Source organism: Brevibacillus sp. JB24b (assembly GCF_051713385.1).
Classification (GTDB): Bacteria; Bacillota; Bacilli; order Brevibacillales; family Brevibacillaceae; genus Brevibacillus_B; species Brevibacillus_B laterosporus.
This window is the reverse complement of record NZ_JBNVQV010000001.1, coordinates 4,023,049-4,038,687: the sequence shown is the minus strand read 5'-3', so window position 1 is coordinate 4,038,687 and position 15,639 is coordinate 4,023,049. Positions and strand designations below refer to the sequence as shown.

Genomic DNA, 15,639 nt, shown 5'->3' with positions numbered 1-15,639 from the left:
ACATACATGTACCAAAAGAGGAAGAGCTGTAGGGATGCCCAAACTCTCCAGAACATTTCAATGAGGAATCATTTTCAGTCAAATGCTGATACAATAAGGGGACACTAGAAGGGGGAAGGTTATGGCAACATGGGATTTATCGAAAACAAAGCACCATATCTTGCTGTGTAATGGTGGTAGCTGTATACGAAAAGGGGGCGAAGAAGTCACTGTGGCGATTCGTCAGGAAATAGCACGGCTACAAGCGGATGAACAGATTCATACAACTCGGACCAGATGTAATGGGCGTTGCGAGGATGCCTGTGTCTTGATTGTGTATCCAGATGGAATTTGGTATCGGAATGTTCAGCCTGAGGATGCGAAAGAGATTGTAGGTAAGCTTGTTCAAGGGCAGCATTATCAGGAGAAAATTAGCCATCGATATCGCGGTGACGGATTTGTAAGAAATGAGACCGTAGCGCTTGGTGTGAAGAAATAAATGGAAAAACAGACTCCCAGATTGAGGAGTCTGTTTTTGTTTGACTAATTAAAACGATAACTACCTACTTCTAAGCAAAACTTCTAAAATAAGGTCTATGTCCAAACATTTAATAAAGCTACGTTCTCAATTCGAAATCCTTTATCTTACATCAGCGAGCTAGCTCGGAAGAAAAAATCTCACTAGAATCTTTTACTGTGATGTGATGATGGAGGGTGCCTAGTCCGTTCAATGTTTCGTTATGATGGTCAATAATGGAGATGGCATCCAGGGTAGGCGTATTTGCTGTCGAATGGCAATCGCCAACCAAGGTTACATCATAACCGCGGGAGACAGCGCTTCTGCAAGCTGTATCAATACAAAATTGAGTTTGAAAGCCAACAATAATGAGATGCTTGATATCTCGATCTATAAGTTCTTGATGTAGCGATGTTTCAAAGAATGAATCGCAAGCTGTCTTTTTAATAACTATTTCACCTTCAAGAGGTGCAACGGTAGGATGAATTTCAGTCATATGCGCCCCTTCTTCAAAAGGAGTGCCAGCTGGACCAATATGCTGAATAAACAGAACAGGGATGTTGAGCTCACGAGCTTTTGCTTGTAATGAGCTAATTTTGCCAACGATTTCTTCCCCATGATAAGAATGATAGGTAATGATACTCTGGGTGTCTACAATAACCAGTGCTGTTTTATCAATCATATAGGTGATCATCCTTCCTTATTTTGGCTTATGTAAATTATACAACAAATAAAAGTAATGAAGTACAGCTATTGCAACAAAAAAAGGAAAACGGGGAGCAAAGTGACGAAAAAGGATACTTTTACGTCAAACGATGAGAAGAGTGTAAAGGAAAGATAGATGATAGCTTTTCTTTAACAAGAATAAAGGATGAAAAAGCTTATGACTACAATCATGATTATTGAAGATGATCCGAAAATTGCAGAAATGTTGAAAGAGCATATAAAGAGGTATAAATACCATGCAGTTGTAGTTCGAAATTTTGATCTCATTATGGAAAGCTTTTTAGAATGGAAGCCAGATATGGTATTACTAGATATTAATCTACCAAGCTTTGATGGCTATTACTGGTGTCGTCAGCTTCGATTGGTATCAACGTGTCCTATCGTGTTTATATCAGCGCGCAGTGCAGAGATGGATCAGGTAATGGCACTTGAGCATGGTGCAGATGATTATATTACCAAGCCCTTTCATTATGAACTGGTAATGGCCAAAATTCGCAGTCACTTACGCAGAGCCTACGGAGACTATGCGCCTAAGATAGAGGAGCGCACGGTAGAGCATAAGGGATTATGCCTTTATCCAGAAAGATTAGAAGTGAGATTGCAGGATGAGGTGAGCTTGCTAACCAAAAAGGAAGCGATTTTACTGGAGGCCTTGCTTACTGCTTATCCCCGTGTGTCTAGTCGGACTAAGCTCTTGGACAAGCTGTGGGACGATCAGGCATATGTAGATGATAATACGTTGAGCGTCAATATCACTCGGTTGCGAAAGAAGCTTGCTGAATTAGGAATTGAGGACGCAATTGAGACGGTCAGGGGAGCTGGTTATCGCTTACAGATCACGTGGAATCATGCGGGAGGGAGAAGGTGAAATGAGCAAGGAACACAACACGAGACCCTTTGAAGGAAGTTCGGAGGAACGCGCAGATAGGAATACGTTTTTTCGTGCGGATTCGTTTTGCTGCAAACAGCATGTACGGTTATTTTTGCGAGAGCATGTCCCACTTATTTTATATTCTTATATCTTAATGCTTCTTCTCTTGCTTGTCTTTTGGTTCGATGGCTATGATCATGTGCTGACAGCTTTGTATGCTATTTTTTTAGGGACTTTTCTTTTACTGATGTATCTTACGTACCGATATGTGAGCCATCGTTCTTTTTATCTACGTCTATCCCAGCCGCTCGAGGTAATGCATGAGTTCATGTCAGAATACAACCATTCGCCGCTTCCTGAAGCCTTAGAAATCTTATTAGATGCCCAATATAGAGGGTATCAGGAGCAGATAAAGAGCTGGGAACGTCAGCATCAAGGTCATATTACCTTTATGAATCAGTGGGTACATCAAATGAAAACCCCTTTATCCGTCATTGAATTAATTACTCAGAGGGAAGATGACGAGCGGTTTGAAAGCATTGCGGAGGAGACAGATAAGCTACGCAAAGGCTTAGACATGGCTTTATATATCGCAAGGCTGGAAACGTTTGAACAGGATTTTAGCGTGGACCATGTTCATCTATTGCCGATTGTAAATAAGGTTGTTCATGACAATAAGGGCTTTTTCATCCGAAATTATGTTTATCCTGACGTAAAAATAGAATCGACATTAACAGTAGAAACGGATGCGAAATGGCTGGTCTTTATGCTAGATCAGTTGTTATCGAATGCTATTAAATATTCAGCCGGTACCCATGAAAAAGTGACGATTTCTGCTTATACACAGGGTGAGGCTGTTGTTTTGGAAGTACAGGATAGAGGAGTAGGTATTCCGACTGCTGATCTTCCTCGCGTGTTTCGCTCCTTTTTTACCGGAGAAAATGGGAGAGAGTTCAAGGAATCCACAGGAATGGGCCTTTATTTGGTCAAGGAAGTGGCGGAAAAGCTGAATCATTCGGTCGAAATCCAGTCTGAAGCGGGGAAAGGAACGATTGTACAGATCATTTTTCCTTATGCTTCTCGCCGCACTTTGAATAGGTATGGCTGAAGTGAAATCTTACAAATTTGTAAGCAAAATGAAAGAGTGTTTTATATGAACATTCTCTCTAGTTGATTACACTGGATAACAGAAGGAAAGGGAAAGGGGAGTGTACACATGGATATCGTAAAGGCTCGTGCACTTAGCAAAGTTTATCAAGGAAAGATTTCCTATGAAGCATTATCCAACATTGATTTGACCATTAAAGAAGGAGAGTTTGTTGGAATCATGGGACCGTCGGGGAGTGGTAAAACCACCTTGCTTAACATGATTTCTACAATTGATTCGCCCACATCAGGGGAAGTATTTATTAACAATCAAAACCCTCATCTCCTTTCGCCAGATCAATTGGCGCTATTTCGAAGACGGGAATTGGGGTTTGTGTTTCAATCATTTAACCTTTTACACACGTTGACTGTTAAAGAGAACATTCTATTACCGTTAACTCTTGATGGTACTAGCTTGGATAAAATGAATGATAAAGTAACCGCTATCGCTGACAAATTAGGCATTACTCCTATTTTAAATAAACGTACGTATGAGATTTCAGGGGGACAAGCCCAGCGAACAGCGATAGCAAGAGCCATGATTCATCAACCGAAATTACTGCTTGCCGATGAACCAACAGGTAATTTGGACTCAAAGGCAGCGCGGGATGTCATGCAATTGTTATCAACCTACAACGAGTACGATCAAACTACTATGATGTTGGTGACACATGATGCTTTCGCTGCTAGTTATTGCCATCGAGTTGTTTTTATTAAAGATGGAAAGCTCTTTAATGAAGTATATCGTGGTGATAATCGTCAGGCATTCTATCAGAAAATCATGAATGTATTGTCGTTATTAGGAGGAGAGGCACATGACTTTTCAACAATACGCTCGTAATAATGTAATGCGCAACAAGCGAGCTTATGCTGCCCATTTTTTAAGCTGTGCCTTCTCCGTGATGATGTTTTTCACCTATTCCCTGATCTCCTTTCATCCTGAATTGCAGGGAGATTTAACAGGCTGGAGTGTAACAATGAATTCGCTTGGAAAAATGGCGATGAAATTGCCTCCTTATTTCATCTTCATCTTCTCTTTTTTCTTTGTTTTGTATTCTGTCAGTGCTTTTTTGCAAACACGGAAAAAAGAATTTGGCATTTTGCTTATTCATGGAATGACCAACAAGCAATTAAACAAGCTTGTATTTATGGAGAATATGATTATTGGTGTTCTTTCTATGGTATCAGGAATATTGGTTGGTCTGGTATTTGCCAAGCTTGTGTTACTGATTAGTGCAGATATGCTAGCTATTACGAAAGGATTACCATTCTATTTGCCCTATAAAGCAATCGGAATTACCCTACTGGCCTTTTTCGTTTTGTTTTTAGCTATTTCTTTCTTCACCTCCAGAACCATGAGGGTCAATAAGCTGGTGGAGCTAATGCAAGCAGGTGAGAAACCGAAGCCGGAGCCTAAGGCTTCTATTTGGTTATCGATTCTTGCTGTTGTGTTGATTGGAACAGGGTATCTTTGTGTTTTCTATTTTGCGCTGGGGACTTATCTATTTACGCTATTATTTGGCGGGGTGGTACTGGTTGTCATTGGAACGTACTTCTTTTTTACTCAGTGCAGTGTATTTATCATTCGGTTTTTACAGAAGCGGGACAGGCTATTTTTTAAAAGAACCAACATCCTGACGATGTCGGAATTGGTATACCGCATGCGAGACAATGCCAATATGTTTTTTATGGTAGCGGTTGTCTCAGCAGTAGCCTTTGTAGCTATTGGAACTTGCGCAGCTATGGGAAATCAGGAACTGGCTAAAATAAAAAATCCATATGCGTTTACCTATGTTTCTTATTCGAAAAATCCACAGGAGAAGGAGCATGTTGCTCTGATTGGAAAAGAGTTAACGAACGTAGGCTTCTCTTATCATCAGGCCTATGGTGAAATATTCTGGGCTGGCAATAATTCGGTCATGTCCATCACTAATTATAACCATCTGGCACAAGCCCTTGGTTATCCAACAGAAACCTTATACGAAGGAGAATTTTTGTGGATACCAGGGAAATTTGCCCAAGAACGGGGATTTTCAAAACAAAGCATTGAGAAACAGCTCCAGATTACAAATGGAAATGTAAAGCTGGATTTATCATTAAAAAAAGCGGTTGATCATATGGTTACGCCACAAAATTTCTACGATGATTATTATGTGGCAGTAACGGATCAGGCCTACGAACAAATTCTTGCTGGTCGGTTTGAAGCTAATGCGGGTTCGCATACAGATTCCTTAGAGCCACAAAAGGATAGCGATCAATCAAGTACTTCAGACCAAGCATCGTCCCAAGATTTGCAAGAATCATCTGAATCAGAACCCGTGTCTCTTCCTATTAGAATCAATGTCTTTGTGGTAGATAACTGGGTAAATACTGTAGATGTAGCAAATCAATTGAATGAAGCATTACTAAACTATGAATCATCGTATCTGTTTTCTGCCTTAAGCTTGGAGTGGAAAGAGGCAAAGCAAGAGAATGGATTATTACTGATATCCAGCGTTATGATTGGCATTGTGTTCTTCACATTTGCTTCTAGCTTTCTATATTTCCGATTATATACGGATTTGGACAGGGAGCATGCGCAGTATCAGCTAATCGGAAAGCTAGGCCTTACCGGTAAAGAATTAAGAAAAACCGTGACAAGACAGTTGCTTATTATGTTCTTCCTACCTATCGTAATAGCGATTGTACACAGTGGAGTTGCATTTACTGCCCTACAGCAATTGCTTCCATATTCGGTGGTGACTAGTTCTGTGATTGTTCTCGGATGTTTTGTGGCTGCCCAGTTTCTGTATTTCTGGTTGATTCGCTGGCGGTATCTTAAATTGCTGCACAGAGGCATAGTTTAAGATTCATCTGGGACTTTTTGTGCCAGATGATAGATTCGGCACGTCAGATAGAGGTAAAAATATAGAGGTATAAAATAGAAGTAAAAGTAAAAAAGGCATAGGGATGAAAGATTCCTTATGCCTTTTCATATATGAATGAAATAAACTAGCTCATGAAAAAGAGCTCATGACATGCTAGGGTGGTATATCAAATCACCTAGACTTTGCCCGCTTTTCTTTCATTCTTCGAAAAAGCTCCAAGCTTTCCTTCAAGTACTCCGCCTCTTCTGCTGTTAAAGAGTCGCCACCTGTGATAAAGGCAAGTCCTGTAGCTTCTTCGCTATCATCTGAGGAGAAATGATTTTCTTCTTTCAACTGTTTGTTGAGCAAATAGTCTGTAGAGGTTTGATATATTTCAGCTAATTCCTTAAGCGAAGTAGCATCCGGCTCATAGGTATTTGATTCCCATTTTGAGACAGTGGTGTTGTCGACGCCTAGTTTGTCTGCAATCTCTTTTTGGGTCCATTTATATTCTTTTCGTTTTTCCTTTAATCGTTCTCCAAGAGTCATTCTATCACCGCCTTGTCTACCTTATGATCAATACCTAGCCTGTTTAACCCTATTATATCTATTTAGTTGAGGTATTAGCAAGTTTCAGTTGACTTTTGAGTTTTAATCAACTAATATAAAGATGAAAGTTGATTAATGCTCAAGTTTTTCGTGTATAATCCATTGTTTCCGAAGGTTCCAGAGGGGGAAGATGAGAATGCGGTCTACAGAGATGAAACTAACACTGGACATGAAACAGGTAACAATTCCGGTCGGTGAGGAAGCTAGTATGGTTCTCATCGATCCTGTTCAAGGGAAGATTAAAATAGTGCCTCTGGTTCACCACGGTGAGACTGTCGTCAAATCTAGTCAAGGAAAGATAGCCAAAATAGCATTTCAAGAAAATGAATTATTTTAACAACCACATATTAGCCTGATACCGAGATGCGGGAGGGCGCTAGATATTTCCACTATGAGTGGGAGTTTCTGGCGTCCTTTTTTGATTGGGAAAAAACGATTAAACCTGTATCGACATTTAATCAATTGAAAAGGAGGGAAAACATGAGCAAGCACAATCCAAAACAAAGAAGTCTACATCAAGTGAGTAAAGCATCAACCAGGCAAAAAAAACCTAGAGCAATCTCTGAATATGAATGGAGACGCTTAATGGGAGATACCACAAGCATTCAATTTTTGAAAGATAGAGCGGCAAGCAGACGGTGAATTTACTACAGCCCAAGCAATTAACGAAATGAACGTATATGAAGCAATTGTAATTCTTACCGCAATGGATACATAGATGCACATGAAAAAAGTACGAAAGCACAAGGGGGATAAAAGCATGACAAAAAACATGAAAAAACTAATTACTTCCTATAAAGCAACCAAGAAACAACTAAAGAGTATGTTAGCCCAAGTAGCGAATTCGGATCAACGAGCTAGTGCTGATTGTGTACATGGAACTGATCAGGAAGCATTGCGTAGTAGTCTAGCAGCAAGCATTCGCGATGTGGAGTATGCGATTCTATGGCTTGAAACAGGCAGACAGCCAGATAATCAACGTGGTATTGAAAGACGATCAAAGGAACAGCGAGAGATTTTATTAGACCCTTTTAAAATGCAGAGCTATGTGACTCCGGGAACAGGCGGATGCCGAGTCGGTGTGAGTGATGCCGAACGAGACCTAATCGATTTCTATCTTCAATTTGTCACAGAAAAAGAAAGAGAATGCTATCTGATGGTGCATGGGAATGGCTTTACTCATGAGAAAGCTGCTGAAATGCTCTTTCTATCTCGAGGAAATGTATCCACCTTGCTGTCACGTGCCCAACAAAAAATTGAGTTTGCCAAGAATCTAACAGCTATCCTTGCGATGGCTGTTTTCTTTTTAATCAGCGGAGGTGTAAAAACCCTTTATTACGAACGTTTGTTTGTGTGGGGCAGAAGCCACCTATAAGTGTAAGGACCATTTGGCGAGGCGGTAACGGTTCAGCAAGGAGGTACACACCAGAATGATCCTGCATCCAAGATTACTAGGAGCAGTCAGAGAACAATTGGCTAACAAAAGAAAGCCGTCGACTCACCAGCAGCTATCAACAGAGAAGCGATCAACAGAACAACAATCAACAGAACAAAAGGCTTATCAGACTAGGAAGCAGGTAAAGACGTATGAAGGGAGATCACCTCCCATATCCACAAAAAGCAATGAGCTAAAACCTTGCGAGGAGGTGCAATGAAAGATGGACAGAGATTTGTCCACACTAGTTGATTTGGTAGAGGAGGCATACCCCAATATACCGATCATCTCCCAATTAGGAGAGTGGATGAAGGGGACGTTTCAATTGCCATCCGCTTTTGTCATGACCCAAACAATAACGGAAAAGGGAAATAGCCTGACCAGCTACAAAGTGATTTGCGAAGCAACCATTATGTTGCACTATCCCTTGGAACAAGAAAAACATGTTCCGCTTTCTATAGCTGTCCTTCGAGATTTGTTACGAAAGCAACGTTATAGTTACCGTGGCAAAAACAAGCTCTTGCTTGACATTGACCCGAGCACTTTCACTGTGAATACAGAGAAAAAGGAACGGGCCGAAATTACGTTTCGCTATGAGTACCTCATGCCTGTACGAAGAGAGCAGGTAGATAAAATTACGATCTTTGATGTGAAGGAGGATGGACATGGCTAAATCAACAGGACAAACAAATGAAGGAACAGTGAAAAAAGCTCAACCGAAAAAGAACAACGAGCAAGTAGATCTACAGCCTCTCAACACTACTACTCAGGAGGCCAAGCGCACTCGTCAGGAATGGATTGAGAGTGCACCGTTGTTGCAAGCAGAGAGGTTTGAAGTAGCAGGAGCGTTACATGCATGTACGGATCAGCAGGTAATAAGTGAAGAACAAGTACGACAATACGTATCTACATTTCGAGGAGGTAAGTAAGTATGACAATCCAACGTGAACGACCAGGTGTAAACGTAGAATTAAAAGCGAAAGCGCAGGAACGAGTTCTACCTAAAAGTGGTGTGGTACTTGTACCATATCTAGCTGAATGGGGAGCTCCTGATCAAGTCATTACTATGAAGGGCTATGAAGAGCGCGTAGCAGAAACCTTTGGACAAATTGGAATTTTAGAGTTGGCCGCAGAAGGAGGCGCTACTGTAGTTGGCTATCGTATGACGAACGGTAAGGGTGTCGCGGCTACCTATTCGCAAGAAGGTTCCTTTGCCATTGAAGCACGTTATCCAGGCCTAGTTGGTAACGAACTACAAATCTCGATTAAAGATTCAACAGCAGAGTTAGGGAAAAAGGAATTACAGGTTAAAGGTCCGGTAAAAACAGAGAAGTTCTCTTTTGCAAATATGGACGAGCTAGTAACCAAAGCAGAACAATCCATTTATATCAAAGTGAAAAAGCTGGGTGACAAAGCGGCAGAAGAAACAACGCTGACGTCACTGTCAGGTGGAACAAGTGGCATCACTACTCTAGCGGCAAATGACTTTACCACTTTATTTAACTCCATCGCAGGTATTGATTTCGACGCGATGTATTTGCCGTCAGCTGATGCTGGAATTCAAGCAGCAGCCAAACAATTCATGGTTGATCGCGAGCTTTTCAGTAAAAAACGTAGCACGCTAGTAATCGGTGGTATGCCAGAAAAAGATAGCAACATGAACGAGCAGGTAGAGCGTTCTGTAGCCAACAATTCTCGACGTGTCGTAAACTGCGCCATTGCAGGTCAACATGTGAACGGCAAGACCTATGGAAGCCTAGAATGGGCGGCATGGCTAGCTGGTATGATTGCCGCTACACCTGCCCACATTTCTCTGAGTGCACAGCTGGTTCCGTTGAAAAAAGCGACAAAAGATTGGGGACACACCGAAATTCAAAACGCGCTTAACTCTGGTACATTGATTGCAGTTCGTGACGGTGACGTGTACCTGATTGAAAGTGCCGTCAATACCTTAACGACATTAAAAGCAGTAGAGCGTGAGGATTTTGGTAAAATTCGTGTTTCGATGACGCTCGACCAAATTGTTAATGACATTACCTCTGTAGGCAAAAAGTATAAAGGTAAACTGGATAATAACGATATTGGCGGTGCGACGTTCGTTGGTGCGGTAAAGACCTACCTCGAAGTGCGTGAAGCGCAAGGAGCTATTGACCAAGGCTGGATTTTTGAAGATAAGAAAAATGGAATTGGTGACAAACGTGGTTTCCGCCTAGCCGCCAAGCCACTTGATGCTATTGAGCTTTTCGATATTGAATGGGAGGTGCTGTAAGCATGCGTCAAAGCGATATTAAATTAAAAAATTGTCAGGTATATGATGAAAATGGTGATCCAATCTACGGTACATTGGAAGGGAAAGCTGTCCTAAAAACAGAGTATGGTGACGTAAAACGTCTGCAAAAGGGCTCGGTACAAACCATTGACTCCTGGCATGTAGAGGTTACTTTAAAGGTATCATCTGTTAACGCCCTGCTCAAATATTTTTGCGTGGATCAAATTACCGAGGGCAAAACTCCTGTAATTCCACAGCTTTTGGGCGAAATGATCGATAAGGAAAACGGTAATACAGAACGAGTTCGTTTAACGGATATCTATCTAAACCCAGAAGAAATCACATTATGGGAAGCAAAGGCGGACGGCAACGATAATGCGACTTATGAAATTAAGGGTCGCAGTAACAAAAAGCCTGATTACCTTGATAAATTACCAGAATATACAGAAGAATAGGAGGGGTTTCCATGGGGAAATTAGAAAAATTTTTAGCGCAAGCAAATGAAACAACACCACGTCATGAGGTAGAAGTCAGCATTGATGGTGAGGTATGGAAGGTACGTCAGCTTACCTTAATGGAAGGGCGTATTTGCGAGCGCGAGGCAGATAAAGGTGATAAATTCGACTGGTATCGCTACAATGATGCTCGCATTGTGAAGGCGACCGAACACGACTTTAATTGGAATGATCCAGAGCTAAAGAAAGCGTTCAAAGCAGGCGACAAATTTGAGCTTCCCGGCAAACTGTTTGACCGCAACCCAGACGCCTATGCACTCCTTTTAGAAACGGTACGCAAAGCAAATCAGGCTCAGACGGAAGAGGAAGCGATTGAAGAAGCAAAAAACTAATTCAATCCGACGCGGAGGCTTGGCATGTAGCGAAGGCTTATCTGCATGGCAGAGGTCTCCCGGCGGAAATTGTTGAATATGAAGTGGATCGGTATAAGCAAAAATTATTTATTATCGCATGTCAGATCATTGAATTAGAGGCGGAGGAGTGATATCCTCCGCCGTTTTTTTATGAAGGAAAGATGTAGCATGAACGGAGGTGAATGCAATGAGCAACGATATGGTCGTCGAGCTCCTTTCCGTCCAGAAAGAGATGTTCAAGGTAAGGCAGGGCATGATGGAATGGAAAAGAGATTCGGTCTCGTTACAAGTAGCTTGGAGACAGATGGGACGCGATTTTTTACAAGAAGCTGATAGGATGGAACGGCGTATGAAAGAGGTACGTTCTCAATTACAGCAACTGGGAACTTCTGTCCAAGCCAAGCTTCGTGTGGAAATAGATGATCAGGCGACGCAAAAAATTGCGCAGATGCGCAGTCAGTTTAGTCAACCCGTTGTGGTGAGTGGTGGAGGTAGCGGTGGAGGTAGTAAGGCTAGCGTCATGGACCCTGCGGATGAATATTTAATCAACTCCTATAATGACGCAATACCTGATTCTCAGGCTGCAGCTAAAGAACGTGGATTGTTTATGGCACGAGGAAGGACTGAATTAGAAGGTCAAGAGTTAGACCGCAGTGTAGCAAGAATGATACAGATTAACCCTGAAATGATGAAAGCAGAAGCTACAGCGATTTATAATCGAAGCGACGAGGTAAATTCAACCAATAAGGGTGAATATGCGGAAGTGGCTGCTAAATTAAGCATGAGTACCGGTTTTACTTCTGACCAAAGTATCAAAATAATGGCTCTCTTACGTGAAAGTACAGGAGTTAATGATCCTCAGCGTCTCGCTAATTCTCTCCAATACATGAGTACTAATATAAAGGATTTTAGTGACGATTTTGTTTCCGCAATGATTAAAAATACATCACAATTAGGTTTATTAATGGATACCCCTGAAAAAATGGCAATGCTAGTTGGCGAGATCGGTAACATGGGAATAGCATCAAATGGGCTACCTTTGGAAGCTTTGAAGGATCTGGCTCTGAAAATGTCTACCCAAGGTGAGATGAGCAAGTTCTTACAGCGGGGTTATGAAGCTGATGGAAAAAGTCCTGACGAAGCCAAAAGATTAGCTGCAATTGAGTCCAAAGAAGTAACACAATTATTGCATTCAAATAACAAAAGCGACAATCAAATGGCTATGGGGCGTATCTTTATGAATATTGCAGCCATAAAAGATGATAACGTCCGTCAACAGATGCTAAATGAGGTGGGTTCAGGCTCAGGTAAAGAATTATTACAATATCTAAAGCCTCTTATTGATAACGCAGGAAAAATCTCTGCTGGTTTAGTAGCTAATAAAGTTGCTGATAATGAAGCGGAGAAATCATATCAGGCAGCAAAAAATCAGAATCCCTGGTTTGAGTATATGCAGGCGCAAAATGAAGTACGATTAGCGATGACAGAGTTGGCGGGCACAGTTGCTAAAGATCTAGCTCCAGGTTTTAAGCTTTTAAGTACTGGTATTTCTTCTGTCACCCAGTATTTCAATCAATTACCACAGATCGTTAGAGTAATGATAGAAGGGTTAGCCGTAGCTTTTCTAGCGAACAAGGCTAAAAAGGCTCTACAGAGCGAATCAGGTGATTCAAAAAAAATTACAATAAAAAAAATCGATGTGAAACCAAAAATCACCATTCAAAATAAGGTAAATGTTAAATTGCAAGACAAAAAGAAAGTCATTTGTCAATGTAGTTGTTCTGGTGATAGCGATATGGGTGGACAGCAACGAAAAAAGCGGAAAAGCCCGAAAGGAAAACGAAAGGGTAAGTGGAGTCAGAACAAACGTGGCCCCTCCAAATTCGGCGGAAAAAACAATGGAGGAGCCAGCAAACCAGCCAAAAATAATCCAAGTAACCCAAGCAATCAGAAAAAACAAGCGAAACCAAAAACTCAACCTAAACCAGCCAAACCACTTTCTCGTAAAGCTACGCTCCCTACTACAGCTCCCAAAAAAGTTGGCAAGCCAGCTACCGGTTTCGGTAAACTAAAGGACATTGGTGGCAAAGCTTTTGAAGGAATAAAAAGCTTCGGTGGAGCCGCGTGGGACGGAGTAAAGAATCTGGGCGGCAAAGGCTTTGGTGGGGTTAAATCCTTTGGAAAAGGCCTGTTGAAAAAAATTCCTTTTGTAGGAGAAGCCATGGATCTCGCTTCATTAGCTACGTCTGACAATAAACCGATGGAGCTATTAAAGCTAGGTGGAAGCGCTGGGATGAAAGCCGCAGGTACGATGATTGGTGCCACAGTTGGCTCGATCGTACCGGGATTAGGAACGGCTGTTGGCGGAGTAGTCGGTGGATTTTTAGGTTCGGTTGGCGGAGACTTCCTCATGGAAAAATTGCCTGATTGGTTTGGATGGGGAAAAGAGAAGCAAGAGACACCTCCTGCACCAGTGCCACCCGCACAGCCATCGATTCCAATTAGTGATGATGCTAGTCAGATCAAACCTATGAGAAGAAAACCACAAGATACGTTAGCTATAACACCAGCACCGCCCGTAAAGCCTGTAGCTACGAATGCGGCAGATAAGAAGGAGTCAGCTCAAAATCTATCGGTAACGGTCTCAACTATGCCCATCACGCTACATGCAGATGGTGTACTTCAGGATGTGGTAGGCATGATTCGATTATTGAAAGACCCTACCGTTACGAATGAAATAAAGCGTATCATCGAGACTGCTTTCGTCAATGCATTAGAAACAAGAGGTGGAAAAGCATGATTCGTATGCAGGGAAAGTATCGGCTGACGTTTCCCGTAACCCCAGCAGAGGTGCAAATAAAAGGCTATGGGAACGATGCAGAAACATCTACCAGCATTTCGCTTGTTACCAAAAACAGACTATCTGCTAATCGAGCGAAATCAATCTCCTTTGATTTTTGGCTTCCAGGTAATATAGAGTCGCCTTTAATTGAAGTGGAAGGCTATCAGGGACCGCGTGAATGGTTAGCAGGCTTAGATCGTATCTCAGGGAAAGAAGTTTTGCTCACGATTGACGAACTGAATTTAGCTTGGAATGTATTGATTGGGCCTGTAGATGGGACGTTTAAAGGAATGAATGTGGATTATTACGGGTCTATCGAATTGCCTATTTTTATCAAAGACGAGTTTGTAGAATGGTCTAGCAACAAAGAGCTTCTACAGCCACCTGTGATCATGGCTAAACAACAAAAAGCACGTGCCAATACCACAGGAAAGACAGCGAAGAAACAGCAAGCAAACCCATATTTACTAACACCAGCCCAAAATATGATTCATCAGGATAGAGAAATCCGTAGCAAACAGCTCAATCGTATCCAAAAGAAAAATGCTGAATTTAAGAGCAAAGCCTAGGAGGGAGCGGCTATGCGTGTCATTTATGGAAAAGATGCTACCCGACTGGAACTAACACCAGCCGTGACGGATATTTCCTGGTCTTCTTCCAGAGGACAGATCGCTCAGTCGTGTCAGATTCAACTGCGCAATCCCCCGGTATTAGCTGCTGCTGGCTATCTTATGATGTTTCCTCATGAGTTAAAGGAGAGCGAGCAGCTTTTTCACGGGCCCTTAGTGGAATGGAATCGGGACGAAAAGACGAAGGATGTGAGCGGGACTGCATATGAGCTTTCCTGGTATTTACAAAAAAATGATTGCTCAAGACCCTATGTAAAAGGAGATGCAGGGAAGGAGCTGGAGAAGATTATGAAGGGGGCAGGCATTTCGTTTCAATGTCCAGCCTTTGGATTTACCATAAAGGAACGGCTCCCTTCCCAGCCTTATACTTCGTTGTTCACCGATATAGCGGAGAGAGCCTTTGAACGAACAGGACTTCGTTATTTTATCCAGCATGAACGAGATAAGCTATTCGTGCTAGCGGAGGGCAACAATCCTTATGTCCCTGTGTTTCAAGCTAACATGCTGGAGGCTAGCTCTACGGGGGAAAGCCTGGAGGAAGTGTACACGGCAGTAACAGTAGAACGCTATGAAGGAGATCGGGTGGCAGGTAGAGTCACGAAGGAACATAGTGATTTGATGAAAAAGGTAGGACGGATGCAGAAAATCATTGATGCAGGTGAGGAGAAGAACCTCGCCTCTTTGGCGTCCAAGCAGCTTGCTACGTTAGCTAAAATACCACGAACACGCTCCATAACCGTTCGTCACACAAACTCACTCATTGCTAGATTGCGGGCAGGCTGGCTGGTGAAAATTCAGGAGCTAAATGGACAACAAAGCAGTTGGATCGTGACCTCCTGCAATACGCGGTGGAAAAACAGGGAGTTTGTGATGGACTTACAACTGGAATGGAGAGGATAGGG

The 15,639-nt window shown here is 42.2% G+C and carries 19 protein-coding genes; 17 read left to right on the top strand and 2 right to left on the bottom strand.

Annotation, left to right across the window (positions count from 1 at the left end; all coding sequences use genetic code 11):
• The first annotated feature begins 121 nt into the window (after nt 1-121).
• Nucleotides 122-478, top strand: a complete 357-nt coding sequence (locus tag ACQV1I_RS18995) for a (2Fe-2S) ferredoxin domain-containing protein (protein ID WP_094700861.1) — start codon at nt 122-124, stop codon at nt 476-478.
• A 151-nt stretch (nt 479-629) separates the two neighbouring features.
• On the opposite strand, the gene ACQV1I_RS18990 is transcribed toward ACQV1I_RS18995, so the two are convergent.
• Nucleotides 630-1,178, bottom strand: a complete 549-nt coding sequence (locus tag ACQV1I_RS18990) for a cysteine hydrolase family protein (RefSeq protein WP_018674063.1) — start codon at nt 1,176-1,178, stop codon at nt 630-632.
• A 201-nt stretch (nt 1,179-1,379) separates the two neighbouring features.
• On the opposite strand from ACQV1I_RS18990, the gene ACQV1I_RS18985 reads away from it, so the two are divergent.
• The 4 genes from ACQV1I_RS18985 to ACQV1I_RS18970 all read left to right on the top strand — a co-directional run bounded on the left by ACQV1I_RS18985 (nt 1,380) and on the right by ACQV1I_RS18970 (nt 6,085).
• Complete coding sequence (locus tag ACQV1I_RS18985; protein ID WP_094700862.1) at nt 1,380-2,090, top strand: response regulator transcription factor; 711 nt, start codon at nt 1,380-1,382, stop codon at nt 2,088-2,090.
• Nucleotides 2,091-2,247: 157 nt separating this feature from the next.
• A complete protein-coding gene (locus ACQV1I_RS18980; RefSeq protein ID WP_176452420.1) occupies nt 2,248-3,201 on the top strand; it encodes a sensor histidine kinase in 954 nt (317 codons plus the stop codon).
• 108 nt (nt 3,202-3,309) lie between these two features.
• Nucleotides 3,310-4,080 (top strand): ABC transporter ATP-binding protein, encoded by a 771-nt coding sequence (locus ACQV1I_RS18975; protein WP_018674066.1) that lies wholly within the window; start codon nt 3,310-3,312, stop codon nt 4,078-4,080.
• Nucleotides 4,055-6,085: an ABC transporter permease gene (locus ACQV1I_RS18970; protein ID WP_116334862.1), complete on the top strand. Its 2,031-nt coding sequence runs from the start codon at nt 4,055-4,057 to the stop codon at nt 6,083-6,085. The genes ACQV1I_RS18975 and ACQV1I_RS18970 overlap by 26 nt, the downstream gene beginning before the upstream one ends.
• A 192-nt stretch (nt 6,086-6,277) precedes the next feature.
• Here the strand turns inward: ACQV1I_RS18970 and ACQV1I_RS18965 are convergent, their stop codons facing one another.
• A complete protein-coding gene (locus ACQV1I_RS18965; RefSeq protein WP_116334861.1) occupies nt 6,278-6,634 on the bottom strand; it encodes a helix-turn-helix domain-containing protein in 357 nt (118 codons plus the stop codon).
• Between the two features lie 196 nt (nt 6,635-6,830).
• Here ACQV1I_RS18965 and ACQV1I_RS18960 point away from each other — a divergent pair, with 196 nt between their 5' ends.
• The 12 genes from ACQV1I_RS18960 (at nt 6,831) to ACQV1I_RS18905 (ending at nt 15,637) form a co-directional block, all read left to right on the top strand.
• Nucleotides 6,831-7,031 (top strand): XtrA/YqaO family protein, encoded by a 201-nt coding sequence (locus ACQV1I_RS18960; RefSeq protein ID WP_094700865.1) that lies wholly within the window; start codon nt 6,831-6,833, stop codon nt 7,029-7,031.
• Between the two features lie 143 nt (nt 7,032-7,174).
• On the top strand, nt 7,175-7,336 hold the full coding sequence (locus ACQV1I_RS18955) for a hypothetical protein (protein ID WP_018674070.1): 162 nt from the start codon (nt 7,175-7,177) through the stop codon (nt 7,334-7,336).
• Nucleotides 7,337-7,454: 118 nt separating this feature from the next.
• On the top strand, nt 7,455-8,069 hold the full coding sequence (locus tag ACQV1I_RS18950) for a sigma factor-like helix-turn-helix DNA-binding protein (RefSeq protein ID WP_116334860.1): 615 nt from the start codon (nt 7,455-7,457) through the stop codon (nt 8,067-8,069).
• 55 nt (nt 8,070-8,124) lie between these two features.
• Nucleotides 8,125-8,349 (top strand): hypothetical protein, encoded by a 225-nt coding sequence (locus tag ACQV1I_RS18945; protein WP_094700867.1) that lies wholly within the window; start codon nt 8,125-8,127, stop codon nt 8,347-8,349.
• 3 nt (nt 8,350-8,352) lie between these two features.
• Nucleotides 8,353-8,802, top strand: a complete 450-nt coding sequence (locus ACQV1I_RS18940) for a hypothetical protein (RefSeq protein ID WP_018674073.1) — start codon at nt 8,353-8,355, stop codon at nt 8,800-8,802.
• Nucleotides 8,795-9,058, top strand: coding sequence for a hypothetical protein (locus ACQV1I_RS18935; RefSeq protein ID WP_116334859.1), 264 nt, complete (start codon nt 8,795-8,797; stop codon nt 9,056-9,058). The genes ACQV1I_RS18940 and ACQV1I_RS18935 overlap by 8 nt, the downstream gene beginning before the upstream one ends.
• 2 nt (nt 9,059-9,060) lie before the next feature.
• Nucleotides 9,061-10,398, top strand: coding sequence for a phage tail sheath subtilisin-like domain-containing protein (locus ACQV1I_RS18930; RefSeq protein WP_094700868.1), 1,338 nt, complete (start codon nt 9,061-9,063; stop codon nt 10,396-10,398).
• Nucleotides 10,399-10,400: 2 nt separating this feature from the next.
• Nucleotides 10,401-10,853, top strand: coding sequence for a hypothetical protein (locus ACQV1I_RS18925; protein WP_018674076.1), 453 nt, complete (start codon nt 10,401-10,403; stop codon nt 10,851-10,853).
• An 11-nt stretch (nt 10,854-10,864) separates the two neighbouring features.
• Nucleotides 10,865-11,245 (top strand): hypothetical protein, encoded by a 381-nt coding sequence (locus tag ACQV1I_RS18920; RefSeq protein ID WP_116334858.1) that lies wholly within the window; start codon nt 10,865-10,867, stop codon nt 11,243-11,245.
• Between the two features lie 208 nt (nt 11,246-11,453).
• The gene (locus tag ACQV1I_RS18915; protein ID WP_116334857.1) at nt 11,454-14,066 is read left to right on the top strand and encodes a hypothetical protein; all 2,613 of its coding nucleotides are present in this window, start codon (nt 11,454-11,456) and stop codon (nt 14,064-14,066) included.
• Nucleotides 14,063-14,677 carry a hypothetical protein gene (locus tag ACQV1I_RS18910; RefSeq protein ID WP_116334856.1) on the top strand — a complete coding sequence of 205 codons (615 nt, stop codon included), beginning with the start codon at nt 14,063-14,065 and terminating at the stop codon, nt 14,675-14,677. Before ACQV1I_RS18915 ends, ACQV1I_RS18910 begins: the two co-directional genes overlap by 4 nt.
• 12 nt (nt 14,678-14,689) lie before the next feature.
• Entirely contained in the window at nt 14,690-15,637 is a 948-nt protein-coding gene (locus ACQV1I_RS18905) for an XkdQ/YqbQ family protein (protein WP_116334855.1), read from the top strand.
• The last annotated feature ends 2 nt before the right edge of the window (nt 15,638-15,639 follow it).